20 protein-coding genes and 5 pseudogenes (1 of these 25 only partly in view) are annotated in these 17,574 nt (G+C 69.6%); 17 read left to right on the top strand and 8 right to left on the bottom strand.

The genetic code is table 11. The features are described 5' to 3' along the window. Positions 1–358: the 5' end (the start) of an ROK family protein gene (locus tag K6K41_RS11775; RefSeq protein WP_261405197.1), read on the bottom strand. It extends 542 nt beyond the left edge of the window; 358 of the gene's 900 nt are visible here — the first part of the coding sequence; its start codon is at positions 356–358; its stop codon lies beyond the left edge, outside the window. A 105-nt stretch (positions 359–463) separates the two neighbouring features. Between K6K41_RS11775 and K6K41_RS11770 the strand changes: the two genes are divergently transcribed. The 7 genes from K6K41_RS11770 (at position 464) to K6K41_RS11740 (ending at position 5,485) form a co-directional block, all read left to right on the top strand. Further along, positions 464–838, top strand: a complete 375-nt coding sequence (locus K6K41_RS11770; RefSeq protein WP_261405196.1) for a hypothetical protein — start codon at positions 464–466, stop codon at positions 836–838. 235 nt (positions 839–1,073) lie between these two features. Beyond that, the gene (locus K6K41_RS11765) at positions 1,074–1,724 is read left to right on the top strand and encodes a bifunctional 4-hydroxy-2-oxoglutarate aldolase/2-dehydro-3-deoxy-phosphogluconate aldolase (RefSeq protein WP_261405195.1); all 651 of its coding nucleotides are present in this window, start codon (positions 1,074–1,076) and stop codon (positions 1,722–1,724) included. Positions 1,725–1,826: 102 nt separating this feature from the next. Then, positions 1,827–2,702, top strand: coding sequence for a tellurite resistance TerB family protein (locus K6K41_RS11760; protein WP_261405194.1), 876 nt, complete (start codon positions 1,827–1,829; stop codon positions 2,700–2,702). A gap of 93 nt (positions 2,703–2,795) precedes the next feature. Continuing rightward, entirely contained in the window at positions 2,796–3,353 is a 558-nt protein-coding gene (locus tag K6K41_RS11755; protein WP_261405193.1) for a hypothetical protein, read from the top strand. Between the two features lie 88 nt (positions 3,354–3,441). Further along, on the top strand, positions 3,442–3,732 hold the full coding sequence (locus tag K6K41_RS11750; RefSeq protein ID WP_261405192.1) for a hypothetical protein: 291 nt from the start codon (positions 3,442–3,444) through the stop codon (positions 3,730–3,732). Between the two features lie 145 nt (positions 3,733–3,877). After that, on the top strand, positions 3,878–4,939 hold the full coding sequence (locus K6K41_RS11745; RefSeq protein WP_261405191.1) for a catalase family peroxidase: 1,062 nt from the start codon (positions 3,878–3,880) through the stop codon (positions 4,937–4,939). A gap of 93 nt (positions 4,940–5,032) precedes the next feature. Then, positions 5,033–5,485: a cytochrome b gene (locus tag K6K41_RS11740; protein ID WP_315855184.1), complete on the top strand. Its 453-nt coding sequence runs from the start codon at positions 5,033–5,035 to the stop codon at positions 5,483–5,485. A gap of 133 nt (positions 5,486–5,618) precedes the next feature. Here K6K41_RS11740 and K6K41_RS11735 read toward each other — a convergent pair. After that, positions 5,619–6,798: pseudogene (locus tag K6K41_RS11735) on the bottom strand (pyridoxal phosphate-dependent aminotransferase). A 185-nt stretch (positions 6,799–6,983) separates the two neighbouring features. Here K6K41_RS11735 and K6K41_RS11730 point away from each other — a divergent pair. The 4 genes from K6K41_RS11730 to K6K41_RS11715 all read left to right on the top strand — a co-directional run bounded on the left by K6K41_RS11730 (position 6,984) and on the right by K6K41_RS11715 (position 8,595). Further along, on the top strand, positions 6,984–7,217 hold the full coding sequence (locus K6K41_RS11730; RefSeq protein WP_261405190.1) for a hypothetical protein: 234 nt from the start codon (positions 6,984–6,986) through the stop codon (positions 7,215–7,217). Beyond that, on the top strand, positions 7,193–7,390 hold the full coding sequence (locus K6K41_RS11725; protein WP_261405189.1) for a hypothetical protein: 198 nt from the start codon (positions 7,193–7,195) through the stop codon (positions 7,388–7,390). The genes K6K41_RS11730 and K6K41_RS11725 overlap by 25 nt, the downstream gene beginning before the upstream one ends. Before the next feature lie 82 nt (positions 7,391–7,472). Then, the gene (locus K6K41_RS11720) at positions 7,473–8,186 is read left to right on the top strand and encodes a GNAT family N-acetyltransferase (protein ID WP_261405188.1); all 714 of its coding nucleotides are present in this window, start codon (positions 7,473–7,475) and stop codon (positions 8,184–8,186) included. After that, positions 8,179–8,595, top strand: a complete 417-nt coding sequence (locus tag K6K41_RS11715) for a hypothetical protein (protein ID WP_261405187.1) — start codon at positions 8,179–8,181, stop codon at positions 8,593–8,595. The genes K6K41_RS11720 and K6K41_RS11715 overlap by 8 nt, the downstream gene beginning before the upstream one ends. 27 nt (positions 8,596–8,622) lie before the next feature. On the opposite strand, the gene K6K41_RS11710 is transcribed toward K6K41_RS11715, so the two are convergent. Next, positions 8,623–9,099: a MarR family winged helix-turn-helix transcriptional regulator gene (locus K6K41_RS11710; protein ID WP_261405186.1), complete on the bottom strand. Its 477-nt coding sequence runs from the start codon at positions 9,097–9,099 to the stop codon at positions 8,623–8,625. 160 nt (positions 9,100–9,259) lie between these two features. Between K6K41_RS11710 and K6K41_RS11705 the strand changes: the two genes are divergently transcribed. From K6K41_RS11705 to K6K41_RS11695, 3 genes are all read left to right on the top strand, one after another. Next, positions 9,260–9,928 carry a pyroglutamyl-peptidase I gene (locus tag K6K41_RS11705; RefSeq protein WP_261405185.1) on the top strand — a complete coding sequence of 223 codons (669 nt, stop codon included), beginning with the start codon at positions 9,260–9,262 and terminating at the stop codon, positions 9,926–9,928. 2 nt (positions 9,929–9,930) lie between these two features. After that, positions 9,931–10,740, top strand: a complete 810-nt coding sequence (locus tag K6K41_RS11700; protein WP_261405184.1) for a creatininase family protein — start codon at positions 9,931–9,933, stop codon at positions 10,738–10,740. Positions 10,741–10,808: 68 nt separating this feature from the next. Continuing rightward, a complete protein-coding gene (locus K6K41_RS11695) occupies positions 10,809–11,021 on the top strand; it encodes a hypothetical protein (protein WP_261405183.1) in 213 nt (70 codons plus the stop codon). A gap of 2 nt (positions 11,022–11,023) precedes the next feature. Here the strand turns inward: K6K41_RS11695 and K6K41_RS11690 are convergent. Continuing rightward, a pseudogene (locus K6K41_RS11690) lies at positions 11,024–11,972 on the bottom strand (alpha/beta hydrolase). A 93-nt stretch (positions 11,973–12,065) separates the two neighbouring features. Here K6K41_RS11690 and K6K41_RS11685 point away from each other — a divergent pair. Continuing rightward, positions 12,066–12,548: a secondary thiamine-phosphate synthase enzyme YjbQ gene (locus K6K41_RS11685; RefSeq protein ID WP_261405182.1), complete on the top strand. Its 483-nt coding sequence runs from the start codon at positions 12,066–12,068 to the stop codon at positions 12,546–12,548. Between the two features lie 109 nt (positions 12,549–12,657). Then, entirely contained in the window at positions 12,658–13,353 is a 696-nt protein-coding gene (locus tag K6K41_RS11680) for a response regulator transcription factor (protein ID WP_261405181.1), read from the top strand. Positions 13,354–13,364: 11 nt separating this feature from the next. On the opposite strand, the gene K6K41_RS29450 is transcribed toward K6K41_RS11680, so the two are convergent. The 4 genes and pseudogenes from K6K41_RS29450 to K6K41_RS29985 form a co-directional block, all read right to left on the bottom strand. Continuing rightward, positions 13,365–13,937 carry a response regulator gene (locus tag K6K41_RS29450; RefSeq protein ID WP_315855183.1) on the bottom strand — a complete coding sequence of 191 codons (573 nt, stop codon included), beginning with the start codon at positions 13,935–13,937 and terminating at the stop codon, positions 13,365–13,367. 73 nt (positions 13,938–14,010) lie between these two features. After that, positions 14,011–14,430, bottom strand: a pseudogene (locus tag K6K41_RS29445) (sensor histidine kinase); the annotation flags it as partial. A 214-nt stretch (positions 14,431–14,644) separates the two neighbouring features. Next, positions 14,645–14,830: pseudogene (locus K6K41_RS29440) on the bottom strand (PAS-domain containing protein); the annotation flags it as partial. A 58-nt stretch (positions 14,831–14,888) separates the two neighbouring features. After that, a pseudogene (locus K6K41_RS29985) lies at positions 14,889–14,963 on the bottom strand (hypothetical protein); the annotation flags it as partial. A gap of 2,090 nt (positions 14,964–17,053) precedes the next feature. On the opposite strand from K6K41_RS29985, the gene mscL reads away from it, so the two are divergent. Further along, positions 17,054–17,488 (top strand): large conductance mechanosensitive channel protein MscL, encoded by a 435-nt coding sequence (gene mscL, locus K6K41_RS11670; protein WP_261405712.1) that lies wholly within the window; start codon positions 17,054–17,056, stop codon positions 17,486–17,488. Positions 17,489–17,574 lie beyond the last annotated feature (86 nt).

Below are 17,574 nucleotides of genomic sequence, written 5' to 3'. Positions count from 1 at the left end.
CGGCGGCTCCGTCGGTCGCCTCGGAGACGGCGAGGCAGTTGGCGTCGTTCTCGATGCGGACGGGCCTCCGGAGAACGAACTCGAGATCGCCCTGAAGCCGCCGTCCGTTGAACCAGGTGGAGTTGGCGTTTCGCACGAGACCGGTTCTGGGTGACAGCGAGCCTGGCGTCCCTATCCCGACGCCGGCGGCCTGCCCAAACCTCGCCTCCATATCCGCCACGATATCCCGGATGACGCCCAAAGCGCCGTCGTAATCGCCTCTCGGGGTCGAGACGCGCTTCCGCCCCAGCGTCGCGCCGTCGTCGTCGAGCGCCGCGGCTTCGATTTTCGTGCCGCCGATGTCGACGCCGATCAGCATGCCGAAGGTCTCCGCGCGCGGAACGAAGCGGGCCTCCGCGGGTTCGGCCGGTAGGCGCGTCGTTCCGATCGCGGCGGCGCGCAGTTCGCATGAAAGGCTGCCGTCATGTCGACCGTCCGCATCCTGCTCACATCGGCTCTCCTGTCCGCCTCGCTCGCTGTCGCCGGCGCCCCCGCGCTGGCGCAGAGCGGAGGCTCCTCCTCGGGAGGTTTGGGAAGCTCAAGCGGCGCATCGAGCGCCGGCGGCTCGTCGGGGGCCTCCGGCGGCTCACTGTCCTCGCCGTCTTACTCCGCCACGACCCCGCAGGGAACGCAGGCCTCGGGCGGCGCGGCCGGCGCGGCGGGCGGCCGCGCGGCTGGAAGCGCGATCAGCGCCGAGCGCAAATACCCGGAGGACGGCGGCCGCACCATCCGCTGCCCGGACGGATCGATCGGCAAGACCGACGCCGGCGGATGCCTCGGTGGTCCGCAGGTTCGCTAGTCTTCGTTCGCGATCGGCGTCGATGCGCTGACGCAAAGCCGCTCCGCAGTCGGAACAGGGCTTCGTTGCGGCGCACAAAAAGAGCAGAGAGATCAGGTCGATAGCGGCGCGCGCCAGAGGACGGCCGGGCAGGGCTCCGCCGTCGCCGGCGTCTTGGAACTCCAACGGCTTGACCTTCAGGGCGCAGGGGCGATGGACGTGCGCCATATATTTTGCGTCCGCGAGGGAGCCCCCAATGTCATTCACGCTCGCCAAGACCGAACGCCTCGCCGCGATCCTGTCCCAGACCCCGGTGATCCCGGTCCTCACCTTCTCCGACGCCAAGTCGGGGCTTGAGACCGCCAAGGCCCTGCGCGACGGCGGCCTCACCGTTCTTGAGGTCACCATGCGCACGCCGAAGGCGCTCGAGGCGCTGAAGGCCATCGTCGACGAGGTGGAGGGCGTCACGGTCGGCGCCGGCACGATCCTCGAGCCCGAGCACGTGCAGCAGGCGATCGAGTCCGGCGCGTCCTTCCTCGTCAGCCCGGGTTCGAGCTCTCGGCTTCTCGGCGCGGCCAGCGAAGCGCCGGTGCCGTGGCTGCCCGGCGTGTCGACGGTGTCGGAGGCGATGCAGCTCTCCGAGCGCGGGGCCACCTTCGCGAAGTTCTTCCCGGCCGGCCCCGCGGGCGGTCCGGCGTTCCTGAAGTCGCTCGTCGCCCCGCTGCCGGAGCTTCACTTCGTGCCGACCGGCGGCATCGACATGTCGAACGTCCAGGACTACCTGAAGCTGCGCAACGTCGCCTGCTGCGGCGGCTCCTGGGTCGCGCCGCAGGACGCGATCGACGCCGGCGACTGGGGGAAGATCCAGTCGCTCGCCAAGGAGGCGGCCGCGCTCAAGGCGCGCTGAGGGCGCGCCGCACGTTCGAGCCGGCGGCGCTCTTGTCCCGCAGGGTTGGGAAGCTTACGTCCGTCGCGACCTGATCTGCGACTTCAACGGAGGCTCCCGCCCATGCTCGACGCCAAGAAGCTCCTCGACCAATTCCTCGGTTCGGGGGCAGGCTCCGCATCGGGAAAGCCCGGCGGCGGTCTTAGCGAGGCGATCGGCGGCGCGCTGTCGCGCATGGGCGGGCCGGGTTCGACGCCCGCTCCTGTCGATCAGCAGGGGCGGCCTCCGGCCCCGCAACAAAGCTCCGGCGGCGGAGACCTGCGCAGCCAGATCGAAGGTTTCGCGAAGGGGCCGCTCGGCGGCGTCGCGGGCGGCGCGATCGCGGGGACGCTGGCCTCCGTTCTGCTCGGCGGCGGCAAGAAGAAGATCCCGATGAGCGGGTCGGCCGTGAAGCTCGGCGGTCTCGCGATCCTCGGGGGCCTCGCCTACAAGGCCTGGCAGAACTACCAGGACAAGAACCAGCAGCCGCCGGCGCAGGCGCCGTCCGCGCCGCCGCCCGCTGCTCCGGTCCAGATCGCGCCTCCGCCGCAAGAGACGGCTTTCGTTCCGAACGGCTCGGACGAGGAGCAGAAGCTCGGCCTGCTGCTGGTGCGGGCGATGATCGCCGCGGCGCGCTCCGACGGGCGCATCGACGGCGACGAGATCGCCAAGATCCGCGACGCCCTCAAGGCCGCGGGCGCCGACGGCGACGAGCAGACCTTCCTGATCGATCATCTCGGTCGGCCTGACGATCTCGACGAGATCGCCGCCGAAGCTCGTGGTCCGGAACTCGCCTCCGAGGTGTGGCTCGCCGCCCGCCTCACGATCGATCCCGACACCGACGGCGAGAAGCGTTTCCTCGAGACCCTCGCCCAGAAGCTCGGCCTCGGCGCGCCGCTCGTCGCCCATCTCGAGCAGATGGCCGCGCAGGCCAAGGCCTCCGGCGTCGAGGCCGGCTGACGCCCTTTCGGCTCATGCACCTAAAGCGAATGGCGCGCTCCGCGCCGCTCGCGGACCTTCGCCGGACGTCGTTTCTGTCCGGCGAAGGTCGCTATGTCCCGCATCGCCACCATCCTCGTAGCCTGCGCAGCCGTGACGGCCGCGCCGACGACGCTTCGCGCCTTCGAGTTCGACGGCCGCAAGAACGTCACGCTGGAGACGAGCGACGGCGACACCGTCGCCGTCGGTTCGATCACGTTCTCGAAGGCGGCCGAGGGCGCGACCTTTGCGGTCGCGATGGACCAAGGCCGCTTCAAGGACTTCTTCCTCTCCATGCGCGAGTTCAAATGCCTGGAGGGCAAGGAGATCCTGTGTCACGTGCCCTATCCTTACGCGAACCCGCGCACCGTCGCGGCCGACAAGCTCGGCTGGCTCGAGGCGAGCCTCATCTTCATGTTCAAGACGCCGGCGCAGTTCGGCGCGACGCTCGCCAACGGCCTCGTTTATGAGCTGAAGGACGAGAGCGAGGCGCTCGTCGGGACGCCGCGGCTGGTCGACCTCAACGAAATCGCCGCGCCGCCGGACGATGCGTCGCGGCCGCCCTTTCCGCCCGACGACCGGCTCGACGTCGAGCCCGGCTCGCGCTGGGGCGCGCGGCTCGTGATCCGCTAGGCCGTCCTCGGCGGAAACAGCGGATCCGGAACGGTTCCGGGTCGCCGCGGGTTTTCATTACGAAACCCCACGTTCCAAGCGAGTTCCCATGTCCGAGACCCCCGTCACCCCCGCTCTCAAGGCCCGCGCGAAGAAGCTCTGGGAAGACGCCGGATCCCCGGAGGGCCGGATGGACGATTACATCGAGAAGGCCCGCGAGCTCGCGGCTTTCGAGTCCAATCCGAAGGCCGGGCTCGAGCCGGTCGAAGACGCCGTCGCGGAAGAGGCCGAAAAGCGGTTCGGCCGCTCGGTCGAAGAAGCGAAGCTTCAGGAGAATCTCGGCGAGTTTCCGGGCCTCCAGCGCGACCAGGGCGACCGCGAGACAAAGCCCGAACGTTGACGTTCTGAATTCGTTACTTGCGTTTGCGGGACGGCGGGCGGGCGCACCCGCCGGTTGATCCTCCCTTGGCTGGAAGCATTTTAGATCGCGCGTGGCTCGTCGCCGCGATCTCGAATGACGCGCACAGCGAGGGAGTTTCCCGCCCATGTCCCCAACGCCCGATCCCAAGAAGCCGGCGTCGCTCCTCGGCCCGGTGGTCCTCATCGGGGCGATCGTCGCCGGCGCGGGCGGCGCCTTCGCCTATACGGCCGGCTGGCTCTCGCCCGATCGGCTGACGCCTGACAGGTTCCTAACGGCGCTCGCGCCGCCGTCCGGTCCCGCGGCGGGCCATCGCCGCAACCACGCCAAGGGCGTGTGCTTCACGGGCGAGTTCGTCTCCAACGGCGCTGGAGCCCGGCTGTCGAAGGCGCAAGCGCTCGCCGCAGGACGCTACCCAGTGGTCGGGCGTCTCAACCTCGCGACGCCCAATCCGATGGCGATGGACGCAAGCGCGAGGGTGCGGGGGCTCAGCCTCCAGATCTCGACGCCGGACGGGCAGCAATGGCGGATGGCCAACATCACCGCTCCGGTGTTCGCGGCCTCGACGCCGGCGTCGTTCTACGAGCTGCTGAAGGCGTCGGGGTCCAAGGATCCGGAGGCGCTGAAGGCCTATGCGGGCGCCCATCCGGAGTTTGCGGGCTTCGGGGCCTGGGCCGGAAGCGCGCCCTGGACCGAGAGCTACGCGCAGGATCGCTACAACGGGCTGAACGCCTTCCTGTTCTCGGACGCGTCCGGCGCCTCGCGCGCGGTGCGCTGGTCGTTCCTGCCGACCGTCGAGCCGGTCGCCTCCAAGCCGGACGAACTCGGCAAGCGCGGTCCGAACTTTCTCGAAAGCGAGCTCACGGACCGGGTGAAGGCCGGTCCCGTGCGCTGGAAGATGGTGGTGACGCTGGCGGGCCCTGGAGACCCGACGGCCGACCCGACCAAGGCCTGGCCCGAGGACCGCGAGAAAGTCGAGGTTGGCGAGGTCGTGGCCTCCGCCGTCCAGAACGAGCCTGACGGCCCCTGCCGCGACCTCAATTTCGACCCGACGGTTCTGCCGTCCGGGATCTCGACCTCGGACGATCCGTTCCCGGCTGCGCGCTCGGCGGTCTATCAGGCCTCCTTCGACAAGCGCACGGCGGAGGCGAAGGCCTATCCCGCGACGAATCCGGAGATGTCGAAATGAGCGGCGCTGTGGCGAAGTTCTCCCCGTTGCAGCGCGCGCTGCACTGGTCGATGGCGCTCGCGATCCTCGCCATGCTGTTTCGTCGGCGTCGGCATGACGGCGACCGTCGATCAGGTCCGCGAGACGCTGATCGCGGTTCACCGGCCGCTCGGGATCGCGATCCTGATCCTGGCGCTGCTGCGGATCGCCGTGCGCCTCGTCCAGGGCGCGCCCGAGCTTCCCGCCGGCATGCCCGAGCCGATGAAGCTCGCGGCGAAGCTCTCGCATCTCGCATTCTACGGGCTGATGATCGCGATGCCGATCATCGGCTGGGCTATGATGTCGGCGGCCGACTATCCGATCGTGCTGTTCGGGGCCGTCCATCTGCCGCCCATCGTATCGCCGAGCCGCGAGCTGCACGCCGCGCTCTGGACCGCCCATGCGGGGCTCGCGCTCTGCTTCTTCGCGCTGATCCTGCTCCACCTCGCCGCGGCGCTGTTCCACGCGCTGGTGCGCCGCGACGGGGTGTTCCAGCAGATGGCGGGCGGCCGCGCGCCGGCGGAGTAGCCGCCGCTCTTGTCCCGGACTTGGTCTGGGATCCAGAATCGATGCCGGTCCCGAACTCATCGCAACCGGCGGCGCCTTCATCGGAAGCGCCGCCGTCTCTGGGTCCCGGGTCACGTCCGGGACAAGGGGCGGTTCACGCCGCCGCACGCTTCTCCAGAAACGTCTTCATGCGCTCGAGCGCCTTCGAGATGTTCTCGGCCGAATTGGCGTAGCTGAGGCGGATGTAGCCTTCGCCCAGCACGCCGAAATCCGGCCCGCCGATCACCGCCACGCCGGCGTCGTCGAGCAGCGCGGAGGCGAGCGGCTTCGCCTTCCAGCCGGTCTCCTTGACGTTGGGATAGGCGTAGAACGCGCCCTTGGGCGCGATCGCGGAGACGCCTGGCAGCGCGTTGAGGCCTTCGGTCACGAGCTTGCGGCGCTTGTCGAACTCGGCGCGCATGTGGGCGACCGCGTCCTGCGGGCCTTCGAGCGCCGCGATCCCGGCCCACTGGGGGGCCGTTGACGCAGGACCAGGCGTTGACCCCGAGCTTGCGGACGTCGTCATAGAGCTTCTTCGGCCAGACCGACCAGCCGAGCCGCCAGCCGGTCATGGCGTAGGTCTTGGACCAGCCGTTCAGCACGATCAGCCGGTCGCGGATCTCCGGATAGGCCAGGAGCGTCTGGTGCTCGAGCCCGTCGAAGGTCAGCTGGTCGTAGATCTCGTCCGACATGATCGCGACGTCCGGAAAGGCCTCGAGACCCTTCACCAGCTTGTCGATCTCGTCCTTCGGGGTCACGCCCGCCGGTGGGATTGGCGGGCGAGTTGATGATCAGCAGCCGAGTCTTCGGGGTGATGAGCGCGAGCGTCTCCTCGGCCGAGAAGGCGAAGCCGTTCTCCTCGCGGATCGGCACCGGGATCGGATTGGCGCCCGTGAACTCGATCATCGAGCGATAGATCGGGAACCGGGGTCCGGATAGAGGATGTCGACGCCCGGCTCTCCGAAGAGGAGGATGGCGGCGTACATCGTGACCTTGCCGCCCGGCACGATCATCACGAGGTCCGGATCGACCTCGACGCCGAAGCGGCGGTTCAGGTCTTTGGACACCGCCTCGCGCAGCGGAAGGATGCCGGTCGCGGGCGTGTAGCCGTGATGGCCGTCCTTCAGCGCCTTGACCGCGGCCTCGACGATGTGGGGCGGGGTCGGAAAGTCGGGCTGGCCGATGCCGAGATTGACGATGTCCTTGCCTTCCGAGGCGAGCTTGGTCGCGCGGGCGAGCACCGCGAAGGCGTTTTCCTCGCCGATCCGGTCGAAGGCGGCGACGGTCTTCAGCATTTTCGGCCTCCCGGCTGACAGTCGTGGCGCGGTCGGACCGCGCGGGACGCTTCACCTATCATTTGCGCGGCGAATGTCATGCGCGTCCGATTCATGGCCGTCCTGCAAGCCGGCGGGCCAGACGCGCGCGCCAAAATTCCGGCGCGGGCTCACGCCCGCCGCTTTTTGGTGATCTGACGCAAGCCATGATCCTTCTCCGCGCCGCCGCGATCCTCGCCGTTTTCGCCGCCGTCGCGCCCGTGGCGGCCGCGCCCCTGAAGCAGACGATCGTCGCCTCGAAGGTCGGGCGTTCGAACGTCCAGATCCGCATCGTGGTGCATCCGCAGGCGGACTTCTGCACCAAGGCGCTGGCCGAAAAGATCAAGGCGCGCGCCCGCGAGCTCGCGAGGCGCATGTGCGCGAGAACCTCAAGGCCCTGATCAAGAAGGCCGGCACAGACGCCAGCGGCCCGACGCAGTTCTTCGGGGTCGCGTTTCTCGCCGGCTGCCCGAAGGACGGCTCCGCCTGGGTGGCGTTCCCGGCGGAGGGCAAGGACAAGCTGGTCTCCCGCTTTGCGCCGGAGCTCGGCTGGTCGCCGATGATGAAACTCTGATGGCTTGCCTCACGAAAAGGCGTTGGACGAGCCGCGCCGGACGCGGCAGGACCGACGCGGCTCCAGTTTCAGGCTTTTGATGATGACGACGTCTCCCACCGATCCCGATCTCGTTCCGCCGCGCGGCCTCAAGGTCGAGGGCCCGGCGCCGACGCGGCCGACGCCGGTGAGGCTGGAAGGCCGGCACGTCGTTCTGGGCCCGCTCGATCCGGAGAAGGACGCGGCCGATCTCTACGCGCCGACCCATGGCGAGGGTCGCGAGGCGCGCTTCGCCTATCTGTTCGACGGGCCGTTCGAAAGCGAGGCCGCGATGGCGGCGGCGCTCAAGACCGCCGCCGCGGCGACCGACGTCGCCACGCTCGCGATCCGCGACAAGGCGAGCGGCAAGACGCTCGGGCGCGCGGGCTTCATGCGGGTCGATCTCGGGCACCGCACGGTCGAGGTCGGCTCGATCCTGTTCTCGCCGGCGCTGTCGCGCACGCCGGCCGCGACCGAGGCCATGTATCTGATGGCGGCTCACGCCTTCTCGCTCGGCTTCCGCCGTTACGAGTGGAAGTGCGACGCGCTCAACGCGCCCTCGCGGGCCGCTGCGCTGCGCTACGGCTTCCGTTTCGAAGGGATCTTCCGCAAGCATATGGTGATCAAGGGCCGCAGCCGCGACACCTCGTGGTTCGCGATGACCGAGGACGACTGGCCGGCCGTCAGGGCCGCGTTCGAGGCGTGGCTGAAGCCCGAGAACTTCGACGCCGACGGAAGGCAGCTCCGCAAGCTGGCGGAGCTGAGGGGCGATGGCTGACGAGCGCTCGGGCGAAGGCGCCTCGGCCAAGGCCGATCCACGCAGGCCCGCGACGACCCCCGACGTCTGCCCGGTGCTGACGCCCGAGCAGGCTCGCTGGAGCCAGGAGCTCAGGCGGATCGAGCGCGACATGCTCGACGCCGTCGAGTCGGCGATGCGACGGGCGGCGGAGGACGCGAAGGCCCGTCTCGGCGGGGCGGGACCCGACCTTCGGCCTCCGCCGCCTGACTACTTCGTCGCCGTCGTTCAGCAGGCCGCCTTCACCCGCATGTGCGGCGCCGATCCGCAGACCTTCGCGGGCGGCGACGTGCGGATCGCCGGCGCCGTGATCCGAAACAACCAGAACATCGCGATGCATTACTGGGGCGCGGATCCGGCCGACCTCGCGCCGCCTGAGCGCGACAGTTGAGCCGGCTGTTGCGCGCGTAAGGCCGCGTCAGTCCTCGTCGTCCGGCTCGTCCTCGCCGGGCGCCGCGCCGAGCTGGGCTCCGAGATTGGAGCCGACCTTGCGCAGAAGCTTGCGGATCCTCTTGCGGTCCTTGCCGTCGACGCCGTCACAGGCTTCCTTTTCGAGCGCGCCCCAGACGCCCTCGACGGCCTCTGCGCGGCGACGGCCCTCTTCGGTCAGTTCGACCCGCACGACCCGCCCGTCGCCGTCCACGGCGCGGCGCTCTACGAGGCCTTGCGCCGCGAGACGCGCCACCGTCTTGGAGGCGGTCGGCGGACGCACCCGAAGCTCGGCCGCGAGATCGCCCATGGTCCGGCCGCTCTCCTGCGCGGCGAGCAGGGTCAACACTTGCTCCTGGCCCGGAAACAATCCGAGCTCCTGAAGGAGTTGAGCGCTGCGGGCGCGGTGCAGCCGCGCGGCGTGGAGCAGCTCGTAGCCCACGGTCTTGGCGTAGGGGCTCTTCATGGTCGGCCCTTCTCGAAGGCTTGGCCCGGCTCGGCGGCGTAACAATATGGCCGACGAAGCATATGCTGGTCTCGTGACAGGAAGTCGAGCGCGTCAAAGATCTGCGGCGGCGCATGCTTTCTGAGGCGTCCCTCGAATGTCCGCAAGGGCGGAGCGCGTCGTGAATCGTCTTCTGCTGACAGCCTTCGGCCGTTTCGACGGCGGACCGAACTGCTCGGAGGCGCTGCTCCGGCTTCTCGCGAGCGATCGGGCGAGGTTGGAAGCCGCCTTCGGAGGGCCCGTCGCCTTCAGGCTTCTCGAGGTCGACACGGAGGCGGCGGAGCGCCAGCTCGCCGCGGCGATCGCCGAGACGCGCCCGAGCCATGTGCTCCTCACCGGCCAGGCGGCCGGACGCGAGGCGTTGTCCTTCGAGCGGGTCGCCCGCAACCGGCGCGACCTTCGGGTCGCCGACGCGCGCGGACAGTTTGGCGCGCTCGGCCCGGTGCGCGACGGCGGACGGGAGACGCGCGCCGCCTCGTGGCCGGATCTCGAAGGCGCGGCGGCGGCGCTTCGAGCTCTCGGCTTCCCGGCGGAGGTCTCGGACGACGCCGGCGCGCATCTCTGCAACCAGACCCTCTACCTCGCGCTCGAGGCCGCCGAGCGCGCTTCGCCGGCTTTCGTCGCGACCTTTCTCCATCTGCCTCTGACGCCCGAACAGGTGGCGGCGGGCGTTCCCGCGGCGGCGCGGCTCGCTAGCTGCTTCGCGCTTCCCCTCGACGACATGGCGCGTGCGGTCGCGGCGTTTCTGGTCCATACCCGGCGCGACCGAAACCGACCGCCGGACGCCTGACGATGAGCCTGCCCCGCCGCCGCTGGACGGAGATGACGACCAGCGACTTTTGCGATCCTTCGGTCGGCGAGTGGATCGCGGTGCTCCCCGTCGCGGCGGTGGAGCAGCACGGGCCGCATCTTCCGCTCGGTGTCGACTCCATGATCGGCGAGGGCTATCTCGAGCGCGCGCTGGAGCTCGTCCCGGACGACCTGCCGATCACGGTGCTGCCGATGCAGCGCGTCGGAACCTCGGCCGAGCACGCCGCCTTTCCCGGCACGCTGTCGATCGCTCCTGAGACCATCATCCGCGCCTGGACCGACATCGGCGAGTCGGTGGCGCGCGCGGGCGTCCGCAAGCTGATCCTCATGAACAGCCACGGCGGCAACACCGCGGTGCTCGACGTCGTGGCGCGGAGCTTGCGCGTGCGGCGGGGGATGCTGGCGGTGCACTGCCACTGGCAGCGCTTCGGCTATCCGGCCGGGCTGTTCGAGCCCGAGGAGATCCGCCACGGCATCCATGCGGGCGGCATCGAGACGGCGCTGATGCTCAAGCTCAGGTCCGACCTTGTCCGCATGGACGAGGCGCGCGACTTCCGCCCCTATACGATCGACATGGAGCGCGAGTTCGCGCATCTGCGGGCGACCTCGCCCGCGGGCTTCGGCTGGATGGCGCAGGACATCAACGCCGCCGGCGCGATCGGGAACGCGGCTTCCGGCACGGCGGAGGCCGGCGCCGACGCGATCGAGCACGGCGCGCGCGCCTTCGTGGAGCTGCTCAAGGACGTGGCGCGCTTTCCGATGGAGCGCCTCGACGTCGGGCCCATCGCCTGACGGGTCGACAAATCGCGGGCCGGCGTCTCAAATGCGCCGGCGACAACGATAACAAGGGGACAGCGCGCATGGGGGACGTTCGGCAAGACGAGCGGCTGATCGAAGGGCTCAAGGTCATCGAGACCACCGAGACCGACAACGTGCTGCGCTGGGACGGCTCCGTCCTCTATGTCGAGCACGACGTCTACCACAACGGCCAGCTCGTCCACCGCAAGTACCGGCGCAAGGTGACGGCCGAAGTGGCCAAGGTCCTGCTGAGCGTGATCGCCGGGAAGGCGTGATCCTAGCCTCTTAGGAACGCCATGACCTTGGCGTAGGCCGGCTCGGCGTTCGGGTCGGGCAGCGAGGTGAAGACATGGGCGGAGCCGGGCCAGACCTGGAGCTCCGCCTGATTGCCCGCCGCGACCCAGCGCGCCGCCATGAACAGCGTGTCGTCGAGCAGCGGGTCGCGAACGCCGACGGTGAAGATCGCGGGCGGCAGGCCCGCAAGGTCTGCGTAGAGCGGCGAGACGTCGGGATCGCGCAGGTCTTCGCCGTTCTGCAGGAAATTCGCGGCGAACATGCGGATGTCGCGCGTGCCGAGCACGAGCTTCTGGTTGCCGAAGGCCCGCGCGCTCGGCGTCAGCGACATGTCGAAGCTGCCGGCCGTCAGGTTGGCGCGGGCGAACGGCGTCAGACCGTGGCGATCGCGCAGACGCACGAGCGTCACGGCCGTGAGATGCGCCCCGGCGGACTCGCCGCCGATCAGCAGCGTCTCGACGCCGAATTTTTGTTTCGCCTCGCGCGCGACCCAGAGCGCGGCCGCCTCGCAATCGTCGGACCCGCGGGGTAGGGGTGTTCGGGCGCGAGCCGGTAGTCGACCGAAGGCACGCGAAGCCGAGTTCGGTCGCGAGGCGCTCGAGCCGCGGATCGTCCTGGTCGCAGGTTCCGAGCGTCCAGCCGCCGCTGTGGAAGTGCAGGTAGAGAGCGGTCGGGTCTTCGGGCGCGATCACGCGCACCGGAACCTCGCCGGCGGGACCGGGAACGAGGATCGTCTCGGCCCGCGCGCTCTTCGGCTCCACGATGAACGGCGTCAGCCCCTTGGCGCGGCGGGCGCGCACCTCGGCGGGGCCGAGCGCCCAGGTGTCGGGCGCAAGGCTCGCCTGCGCGATCAGCTTCCTGGCCAGCGCCTCCGTTCCTTCGGGCGCGGCGCCTTCGGCGAAGACGGCGGGGTCGATCGTGAGCGGCTTCATCGTCCGGGCTCCGGCTTGGTTTCGGGCGGGCGCGGCGAGAAAACACGCGAGCGGGGGCTCGCCGCAAGGCCTTCGCGCCCGAGATGGGCCCGCATGGCCAACCCTCTGTTGCGCGACGCCGACCTCAGCCTCGTCTCCGCGGGTCCAGCGGACCACCAGGCGATCGCGCGCTTTTCCGTCGGCACGCGGGGGCCGGGCCTCGTCGACGTCACCGGAGCGGTCGCGCAGGCGCTGCGCGAGGGCAAGGCCGGAGACGGCCTCGCGACGCTCTTCGTGCGGCACACCTCCGCCTCGTTGACCATTCAGGAGAACGCCAGCCCCGAAGTGCTCGACGACCTCGTGGACGCGCTCGACCGCCTGGCGCCGCGCGACGCCGGGTGGCGCCATGGCATCGAGGGGCCGGACGACATGCCCGCCCATGTGAAGACGATGCTGACCGGCGTCTCGCTCTCGATTCCGGTGATCGGCGGCCGGCTTGCGCTCGGCACCTGGCAGGCGGTCTATCTCCTGGAGCACCGCGACCGCCCGCACGCCCGCGAGATCGTGGTGCATTTCTCCGGGCGGAAGGCTGTTTAAGGCTTCGGAACGGCCCGAACCGCGCCAATTCCGCAACGCCCTCAGAACTATTCTGAACGAGGCGTCATATCGCAGTGATTTCGCAACCGCGAATCGCTAAGAGACGCTCATGAGCACCTCGTCGACTTCGGCCTATCGCGTTCTCATTGCGGATGACCATCCGCTGTTTCGCGCCGCCTTGCGTGAAGCGATGGCCGGCGAGGCCGCCGACATCTCGGAGGCCGGCTCCTTCGACGCCGCCTCCAAGGCGCTCGAGGCCGACAGCGGCTTCGACCTCGTCCTGCTCGACCTCAACATGCCGGGCGTCAGCGGTTTCTCGGGCCTGATGTATCTTCGGGCGCAGTATCCTGCGCTGCCGGTCGTCGTGGTCTCGGCCAACGAAGACCCGACCACGATCCGCCGCTGCATGGACTTCGGCGCCTCGGGCTTCATCCCGAAGACGCTCGGCGTCGACGAGATGCGCGACGCGGTGCGTGAAGTTCTGGCCGGCGGCGCCTGGTCGCCCCCCGACGTCGACCTGACCGGCCCGGACGACGGCTCGGCCAAGCTCGCCGCCCGCCTCGGCACGCTGACGCCGCAGCAGGTCCGCGTGCTGATGATGCTGAGCCAGGGCCTGCTCAACAAGCAAATCGCCTACGAGCTCGGCGTCTCGGAAGCCACGGTGAAGGCCCACGTCTCGGCGATCCTCGCCAAGCTCGGCGTCGAGAGCCGCACCCAGGCGGTCATCGCCGCCTCGAAGATCGAGGCCGGCCAGTGGCCGGAGCGCGCCGCCGGCGTGAGCGCCGCGGCTGACCTGTCCGGTTAGCTCCCCGGCCGTCACTCCGCAGCGTCCCTGCGCACCAGCATCTGGGAGAGCAGGGCCCGCAGCGCCGGCTTCAGCGGCTTCGGCAGCATCGTCACCTGCTTCTCTTCGGTTTCGGCGCGCAGCTCCGGCGAACGGTCGGCGGTGATGAGCACGGCCGGCACCGGCTTTCCGAATTTCCAGCGCAGCGCCACGATCGCCTCCATGCCGTCGGCGTCGTCGAGATGGTAGTCGGCGAGCAGCACGTCGGGGATGGTCTTGGCCGCCCGCACCACGGCCTCGGCCTCCTTCAGGCTCGACGCCGTCATGATCGTGCAGCCCCAGCCGGTGAGCAGCGTCGTCATGCCCTCGAGGATCGCGGGTTCGTTGTCGATGGCGAGCACGTTGAGCCCGGCGAGCGCCTGGCTCGTCCGGGCGCCGGCGCCCGAGGCGACCTTCAGGGCCGGCATCGGCGCGGTGACGGGCACGTCGAGCGCGAAGATCGAGCCCTTGCCGGGGTCGGAGCGCAGGGTGATCGGGTGGTCGAGGATGCGCGCGATGCGCTCGACGATCGAAAGTCCGAGGCCAAGGCCCGACGCCACCCGCATGCCCTGGGTCGAGCCGCTTGAATTCGCGGAACACGACCTTCTGCTGCTGCGGCTCGATGCCGAGGCCGGTGTCCCACACCTCGACGCGAACCCGCCCCTTGGCGCGCCGGCAGCCGACCAGCACGCGTCCCTCGGGCGTATACTTGATGGCGTTCGAGACGAGATTCTGGAGCACGCGGCGAAGCAGCCGGCGGTCGGAGCGCACTGTGAGGTTCGTCGGCATCACGACGAGCTTCAGGCCCTTCTCCTCGGCGACCGGCGCGAATTCGCGCGCGAGCTGGCCCGTGATGTCGTCGAGCCGGAAGCTCGAGAGCTCGGGGCGCATCGCGCCGGTGTCGAGCCGCGAGATGTCGAGCAACGTGGAGAGGATCTCCTCGACCGCGTCGAGCGATGAATCGACGTTGCGCGCCAGCCGGCCGAGATCGGCGCCTTCCTCTGCGCGCTCCACGATGCTGGTGGCGAAAAGGCGCGCGGCGTTGAGCGGCTGAAGGATGTCGTGGCTCGCCGCCGCCAGAAACCGCGTCTTCGAGATGTTGGCCTCGTCGGCCTCGGTCTTGGCGCGGGCGAGCTCCTGGTTGAGGCGGGGTGAGCTCGCGGGTGCGCTCGCGCACGCGCCGCTCCAGCGTTTCGTTCGCGCGCTCGAGCGCCTCCTGCGCCGCCACCGTGTCGGAGATGTCCGTGTAGGTCGTGACGACGCCGCCTTCCGGGATGCGGGCCGAGCGGATCTCGATGACGCGGCCGGACGGGTGGAGGCGCGTGCGCAGCGTCTCGAGCTTCACGACGAAGCGCTCGATGCGGTCGGCGATGAAGGGTTCCGGGTCGATCGGCCCGTAGGCGCCGCGGGCCGCGTTGAAGCGAAAGATGTCGTCGAGCCCGACGCCGAAGTGGATCATCTCTTCCGGCAGGTCGAAACAGTTCGCGGAACTGCCGGTTCCAGCACACGAGCTTCATGTCGGCGTCGATCGCGGTGACGCCCTGGCGGGCGTGGTCGAGCGCGTTCTGGAGCACGTCGCGGCTCGTCAGCATCGCGGCGGAGGCGTCGTCGAGCAGCTTCAGCGCGTCCGTCGTCGTGACGTTGCGCTTGGTCAGCAGCATCGAGAGCACGAGGCGGGAGGAGGCGGCGCCGATCGCCGAGGCGAGCAGGTGCTCGGCGAAGCGCAGCGTCTGGAGGTCGACTTCGGCCTTCGGCTCGAGCGCCGCGCCGCGCGCAATGCCGAAGCCGCGAAACGCGGTTTCGGTGCGTTCGGCCCCGAGATAGCGCGCGACGGTCTGGACGAGCTCGCCCGCAGTCGCGCGCGAGCGCCAGGGCCGGAAGTTCGCCGCCGTCGGCTGCGGTCCCGCGCCGGCGGGTTCGCGCCCGCAGAAGGCGAGCGCCTGCTGCCGCTCGATCGGCGTCAAGCCGCGGGTGCCCGACACAACGACATAGGCGAGCGCATTGAGCAGCAGGCTCGTGACGACGCCATGGGTGAGGGGGTCGGAAAAATCGGCGCCGAACATCGCCTGCGGACGCAGCCACGCGACGCCCCATGGGCCGTTCGCCACCAGCCCCGCGAGCCAGCCCTCGCTGCCCGAAAGCGCAGGCAGGCAGCACCAGCGTCCAGCCCCAGAGCGCCAGCCCGACCAAGAGCCCGGCGATCGCGCCCCGGGCGTTGCCGCCCGTCCAGGCGAGGCCGCCGAAGAAGACCGGCGCGAGCTGGGCGATCGCCGCCATCGCGATCAGGCCGAGGCTGGAGAGATCGGTCGCGCCCGCGATCCGGCTCACCCCGTAGGCGGCCCCCATGACGAGCACGATCGAGATGCGGCGGATGAGGAGCAGCCGCTCGGCCATGTGCCCGCGGCGCGCCGAGCGGCGGCGCAGCATCACGGGCATCGCGAGATCGTTCGACATCATCACGGCGAGCGCCACGCATTCGACGATGACCATGGCGCTGGCCGCTGAGAGGCCGCCGAGAAAGGCCGCGACCGCGATCCACCGCGCGCCGGCCTCGAGCGGCAAAGCGAGCACGTAAGAGTCGGGCGAGATCCCCTGTTCGCCCCCGAAGGTCACGAGGCCGGCGAGCGCGACGGCCGGCACGAACAGGTTGAAGGCGACGAGATAGGCGGGAAACAGATAGGCGGCGCGTCCGACGTCGGCCTCGTCGCGATTCTCGACAACGGCGACGTGGAACTGGCGCGGAAGCAGCAGGAAGGCCGCGAAGGACAGCGCCGTCAGCGCGACCCAGTGCGCAGGAGACGGCGCGGTGGCGAAAGGCGAGACGACCGCGGTCGCCGCGGCCCGGCCGATCAGCCCGGAATAGCCGTCGAACAGCCAGAAGGTGACGAAGCCGCCGACGATCAGGAAGGCCGCGAGCTTGACCACGGACTCGACCGCGACCGCCAGCATCAGCCCTTCCTGCCGTTCGGTGGCGGCGACCTGACGCGCGCCGAACAGCATGGCGAACAGCGCGAGCCCGGCGGCCGCGACCAGCGCGGGATCGATCGCGAACTCGCTGCTGGGGCCCGCCATGATGGCGACCGACGTCGCGATCGCCTTGAGCTGCAGCGCCACGTAAGGGGTCGCGCCCACGATCGCGACGACGGCGACCAGTCCCGCCACACGCTCGCTCTTGCCGTAACGCGCGCCGATGAAGTCGGCGATCGAGGTGATGTTGCGCTCTTTCGCGAGGCGGACGATCCGCTTCAGCGCCGGGGTGAAGAGCGCAAGCGCAAGCGCCGGGCCGATCGAAAGCGCGAGGAAGCTCCAGCCGGCCGAGGCCGCGAAGCCGACCGCGCCGAAGAAACGACCAGGCGGTGCAGTAGACCGAAAGCCCGAGCGCATAGAGGTGCGGCCGGAGTCGCCCTTCCGTCCAGCGCGGGCGCGAATGGTCGACCCAGGCGGCGAGCGCGAACAGCGCCGCCAGATAGACCGCCGCGACGGTCAACACGATCCAACCCTGCAACTTGAGCCGTCTCCTCGCACAGCCTGACGCGCGGGCGATTGACTGAGACGAATCCTGTCGCGCGCCAAGTCATTGCGCGCCGTCGTCTTGCCAATCGCTCGCCGGGCTCGATAACCTCTAACGGCATAGCCGGCGTTTTGTCATCTGCCGGCCGTTACAGGGGGTTCCGCCATGTCGATGGTGCAAGAGTTCAAAGAATTCGCAATGAAGGGCAACGTCGTCGACCTCGCGGTCGGCGTCATCATCGGCGCGGCCTTCGGCAAGATCGTCGAAAGCCTCGTGGCCGACATCTTCATGCCGATCGTCGGCGCGGTCATCGGCGGCCTGGATTTCTCGAACTACTTCGTCGGCCTGTCGTCCGCCGTGACGTCGCCCGCGCTCGTCGACGCCAAGAAGCAGGGCGCGGTGCTCGCCTATGGCAGCTTCCTGACCATCACCATCAACTTCATCATCATCGCCTTCATCCTATTCATGGTGATCAAGGCGATGAACCGGATGAAGAAAAGGGAAGAGGCCAAGCCCGCGCCGGCCGCGGAAGTGCCGGCCGACGTCAAGCTGCTGGCCGAGATCCGCGATCTCCTCGCCTCCGGGGCGTCCGCGCCCAAGGTCTGAGGCCAAAGGACGCCTGCGGAACACGCGTCGGACGCGCCGCCGTTCTGGGCCGTGTTCCCGGATCCCGGCTCTTCGGCAGGGATGAC

Source organism: Chenggangzhangella methanolivorans, assembly GCF_019797865.1.
Taxonomy (GTDB): domain Bacteria; phylum Pseudomonadota; class Alphaproteobacteria; order Rhizobiales; family Methylopilaceae; genus Methylopila; species Methylopila methanolivorans.
Note: the sequence above shows the minus strand (reverse complement) of the source record. Positions and strands in the feature narration are given on the sequence as shown.

Bases quoted from the DNA above. Each gene is read 5' to 3' on its own strand.
- K6K41_RS11770 (WP_261405196.1), top strand. From the start codon at position 464: ATGTCGACCGTCCGCATCCTGCTCACATCGGCTCTCCTGTCCGCCTCG.
- K6K41_RS11765 (WP_261405195.1), top strand. From the start codon at position 1,074: ATGTCATTCACGCTCGCCAAGACCGAACGCCTCGCCGCGATCCTGTCC.
- K6K41_RS11760 (WP_261405194.1), top strand. From the start codon at position 1,827: ATGCTCGACGCCAAGAAGCTCCTCGACCAATTCCTCGGTTCGGGGGCA.
- K6K41_RS11755 (WP_261405193.1), top strand. From the start codon at position 2,796: ATGTCCCGCATCGCCACCATCCTCGTAGCCTGCGCAGCCGTGACGGCC.
- K6K41_RS11750 (WP_261405192.1), top strand. From the start codon at position 3,442: ATGTCCGAGACCCCCGTCACCCCCGCTCTCAAGGCCCGCGCGAAGAAG.
- K6K41_RS11745 (WP_261405191.1), top strand. From the start codon at position 3,878: ATGTCCCCAACGCCCGATCCCAAGAAGCCGGCGTCGCTCCTCGGCCCG.
- K6K41_RS11740 (WP_315855184.1), top strand. From the start codon at position 5,033: ATGACGGCGACCGTCGATCAGGTCCGCGAGACGCTGATCGCGGTTCAC.
- K6K41_RS11730 (WP_261405190.1), top strand. From the start codon at position 6,984: ATGATCCTTCTCCGCGCCGCCGCGATCCTCGCCGTTTTCGCCGCCGTC.
- K6K41_RS11720 (WP_261405188.1), top strand. From the start codon at position 7,473: ATGACGACGTCTCCCACCGATCCCGATCTCGTTCCGCCGCGCGGCCTC.
- K6K41_RS11715 (WP_261405187.1), top strand. From the start codon at position 8,179: ATGGCTGACGAGCGCTCGGGCGAAGGCGCCTCGGCCAAGGCCGATCCA.
- K6K41_RS11710 (WP_261405186.1), bottom strand. From the start codon at position 9,099: ATGAAGAGCCCCTACGCCAAGACCGTGGGCTACGAGCTGCTCCACGCC.
- K6K41_RS11700 (WP_261405184.1), top strand. From the start codon at position 9,931: ATGAGCCTGCCCCGCCGCCGCTGGACGGAGATGACGACCAGCGACTTT.
- K6K41_RS11695 (WP_261405183.1), top strand. From the start codon at position 10,809: ATGGGGGACGTTCGGCAAGACGAGCGGCTGATCGAAGGGCTCAAGGTC.
- K6K41_RS11685 (WP_261405182.1), top strand. From the start codon at position 12,066: ATGGCCAACCCTCTGTTGCGCGACGCCGACCTCAGCCTCGTCTCCGCG.
- K6K41_RS11680 (WP_261405181.1), top strand. From the start codon at position 12,658: ATGAGCACCTCGTCGACTTCGGCCTATCGCGTTCTCATTGCGGATGAC.
- K6K41_RS29450 (WP_315855183.1), bottom strand. From the start codon at position 13,937: ATGCGGGTGGCGTCGGGCCTTGGCCTCGGACTTTCGATCGTCGAGCGC.
- mscL (WP_261405712.1), top strand. From the start codon at position 17,054: ATGGTGCAAGAGTTCAAAGAATTCGCAATGAAGGGCAACGTCGTCGAC.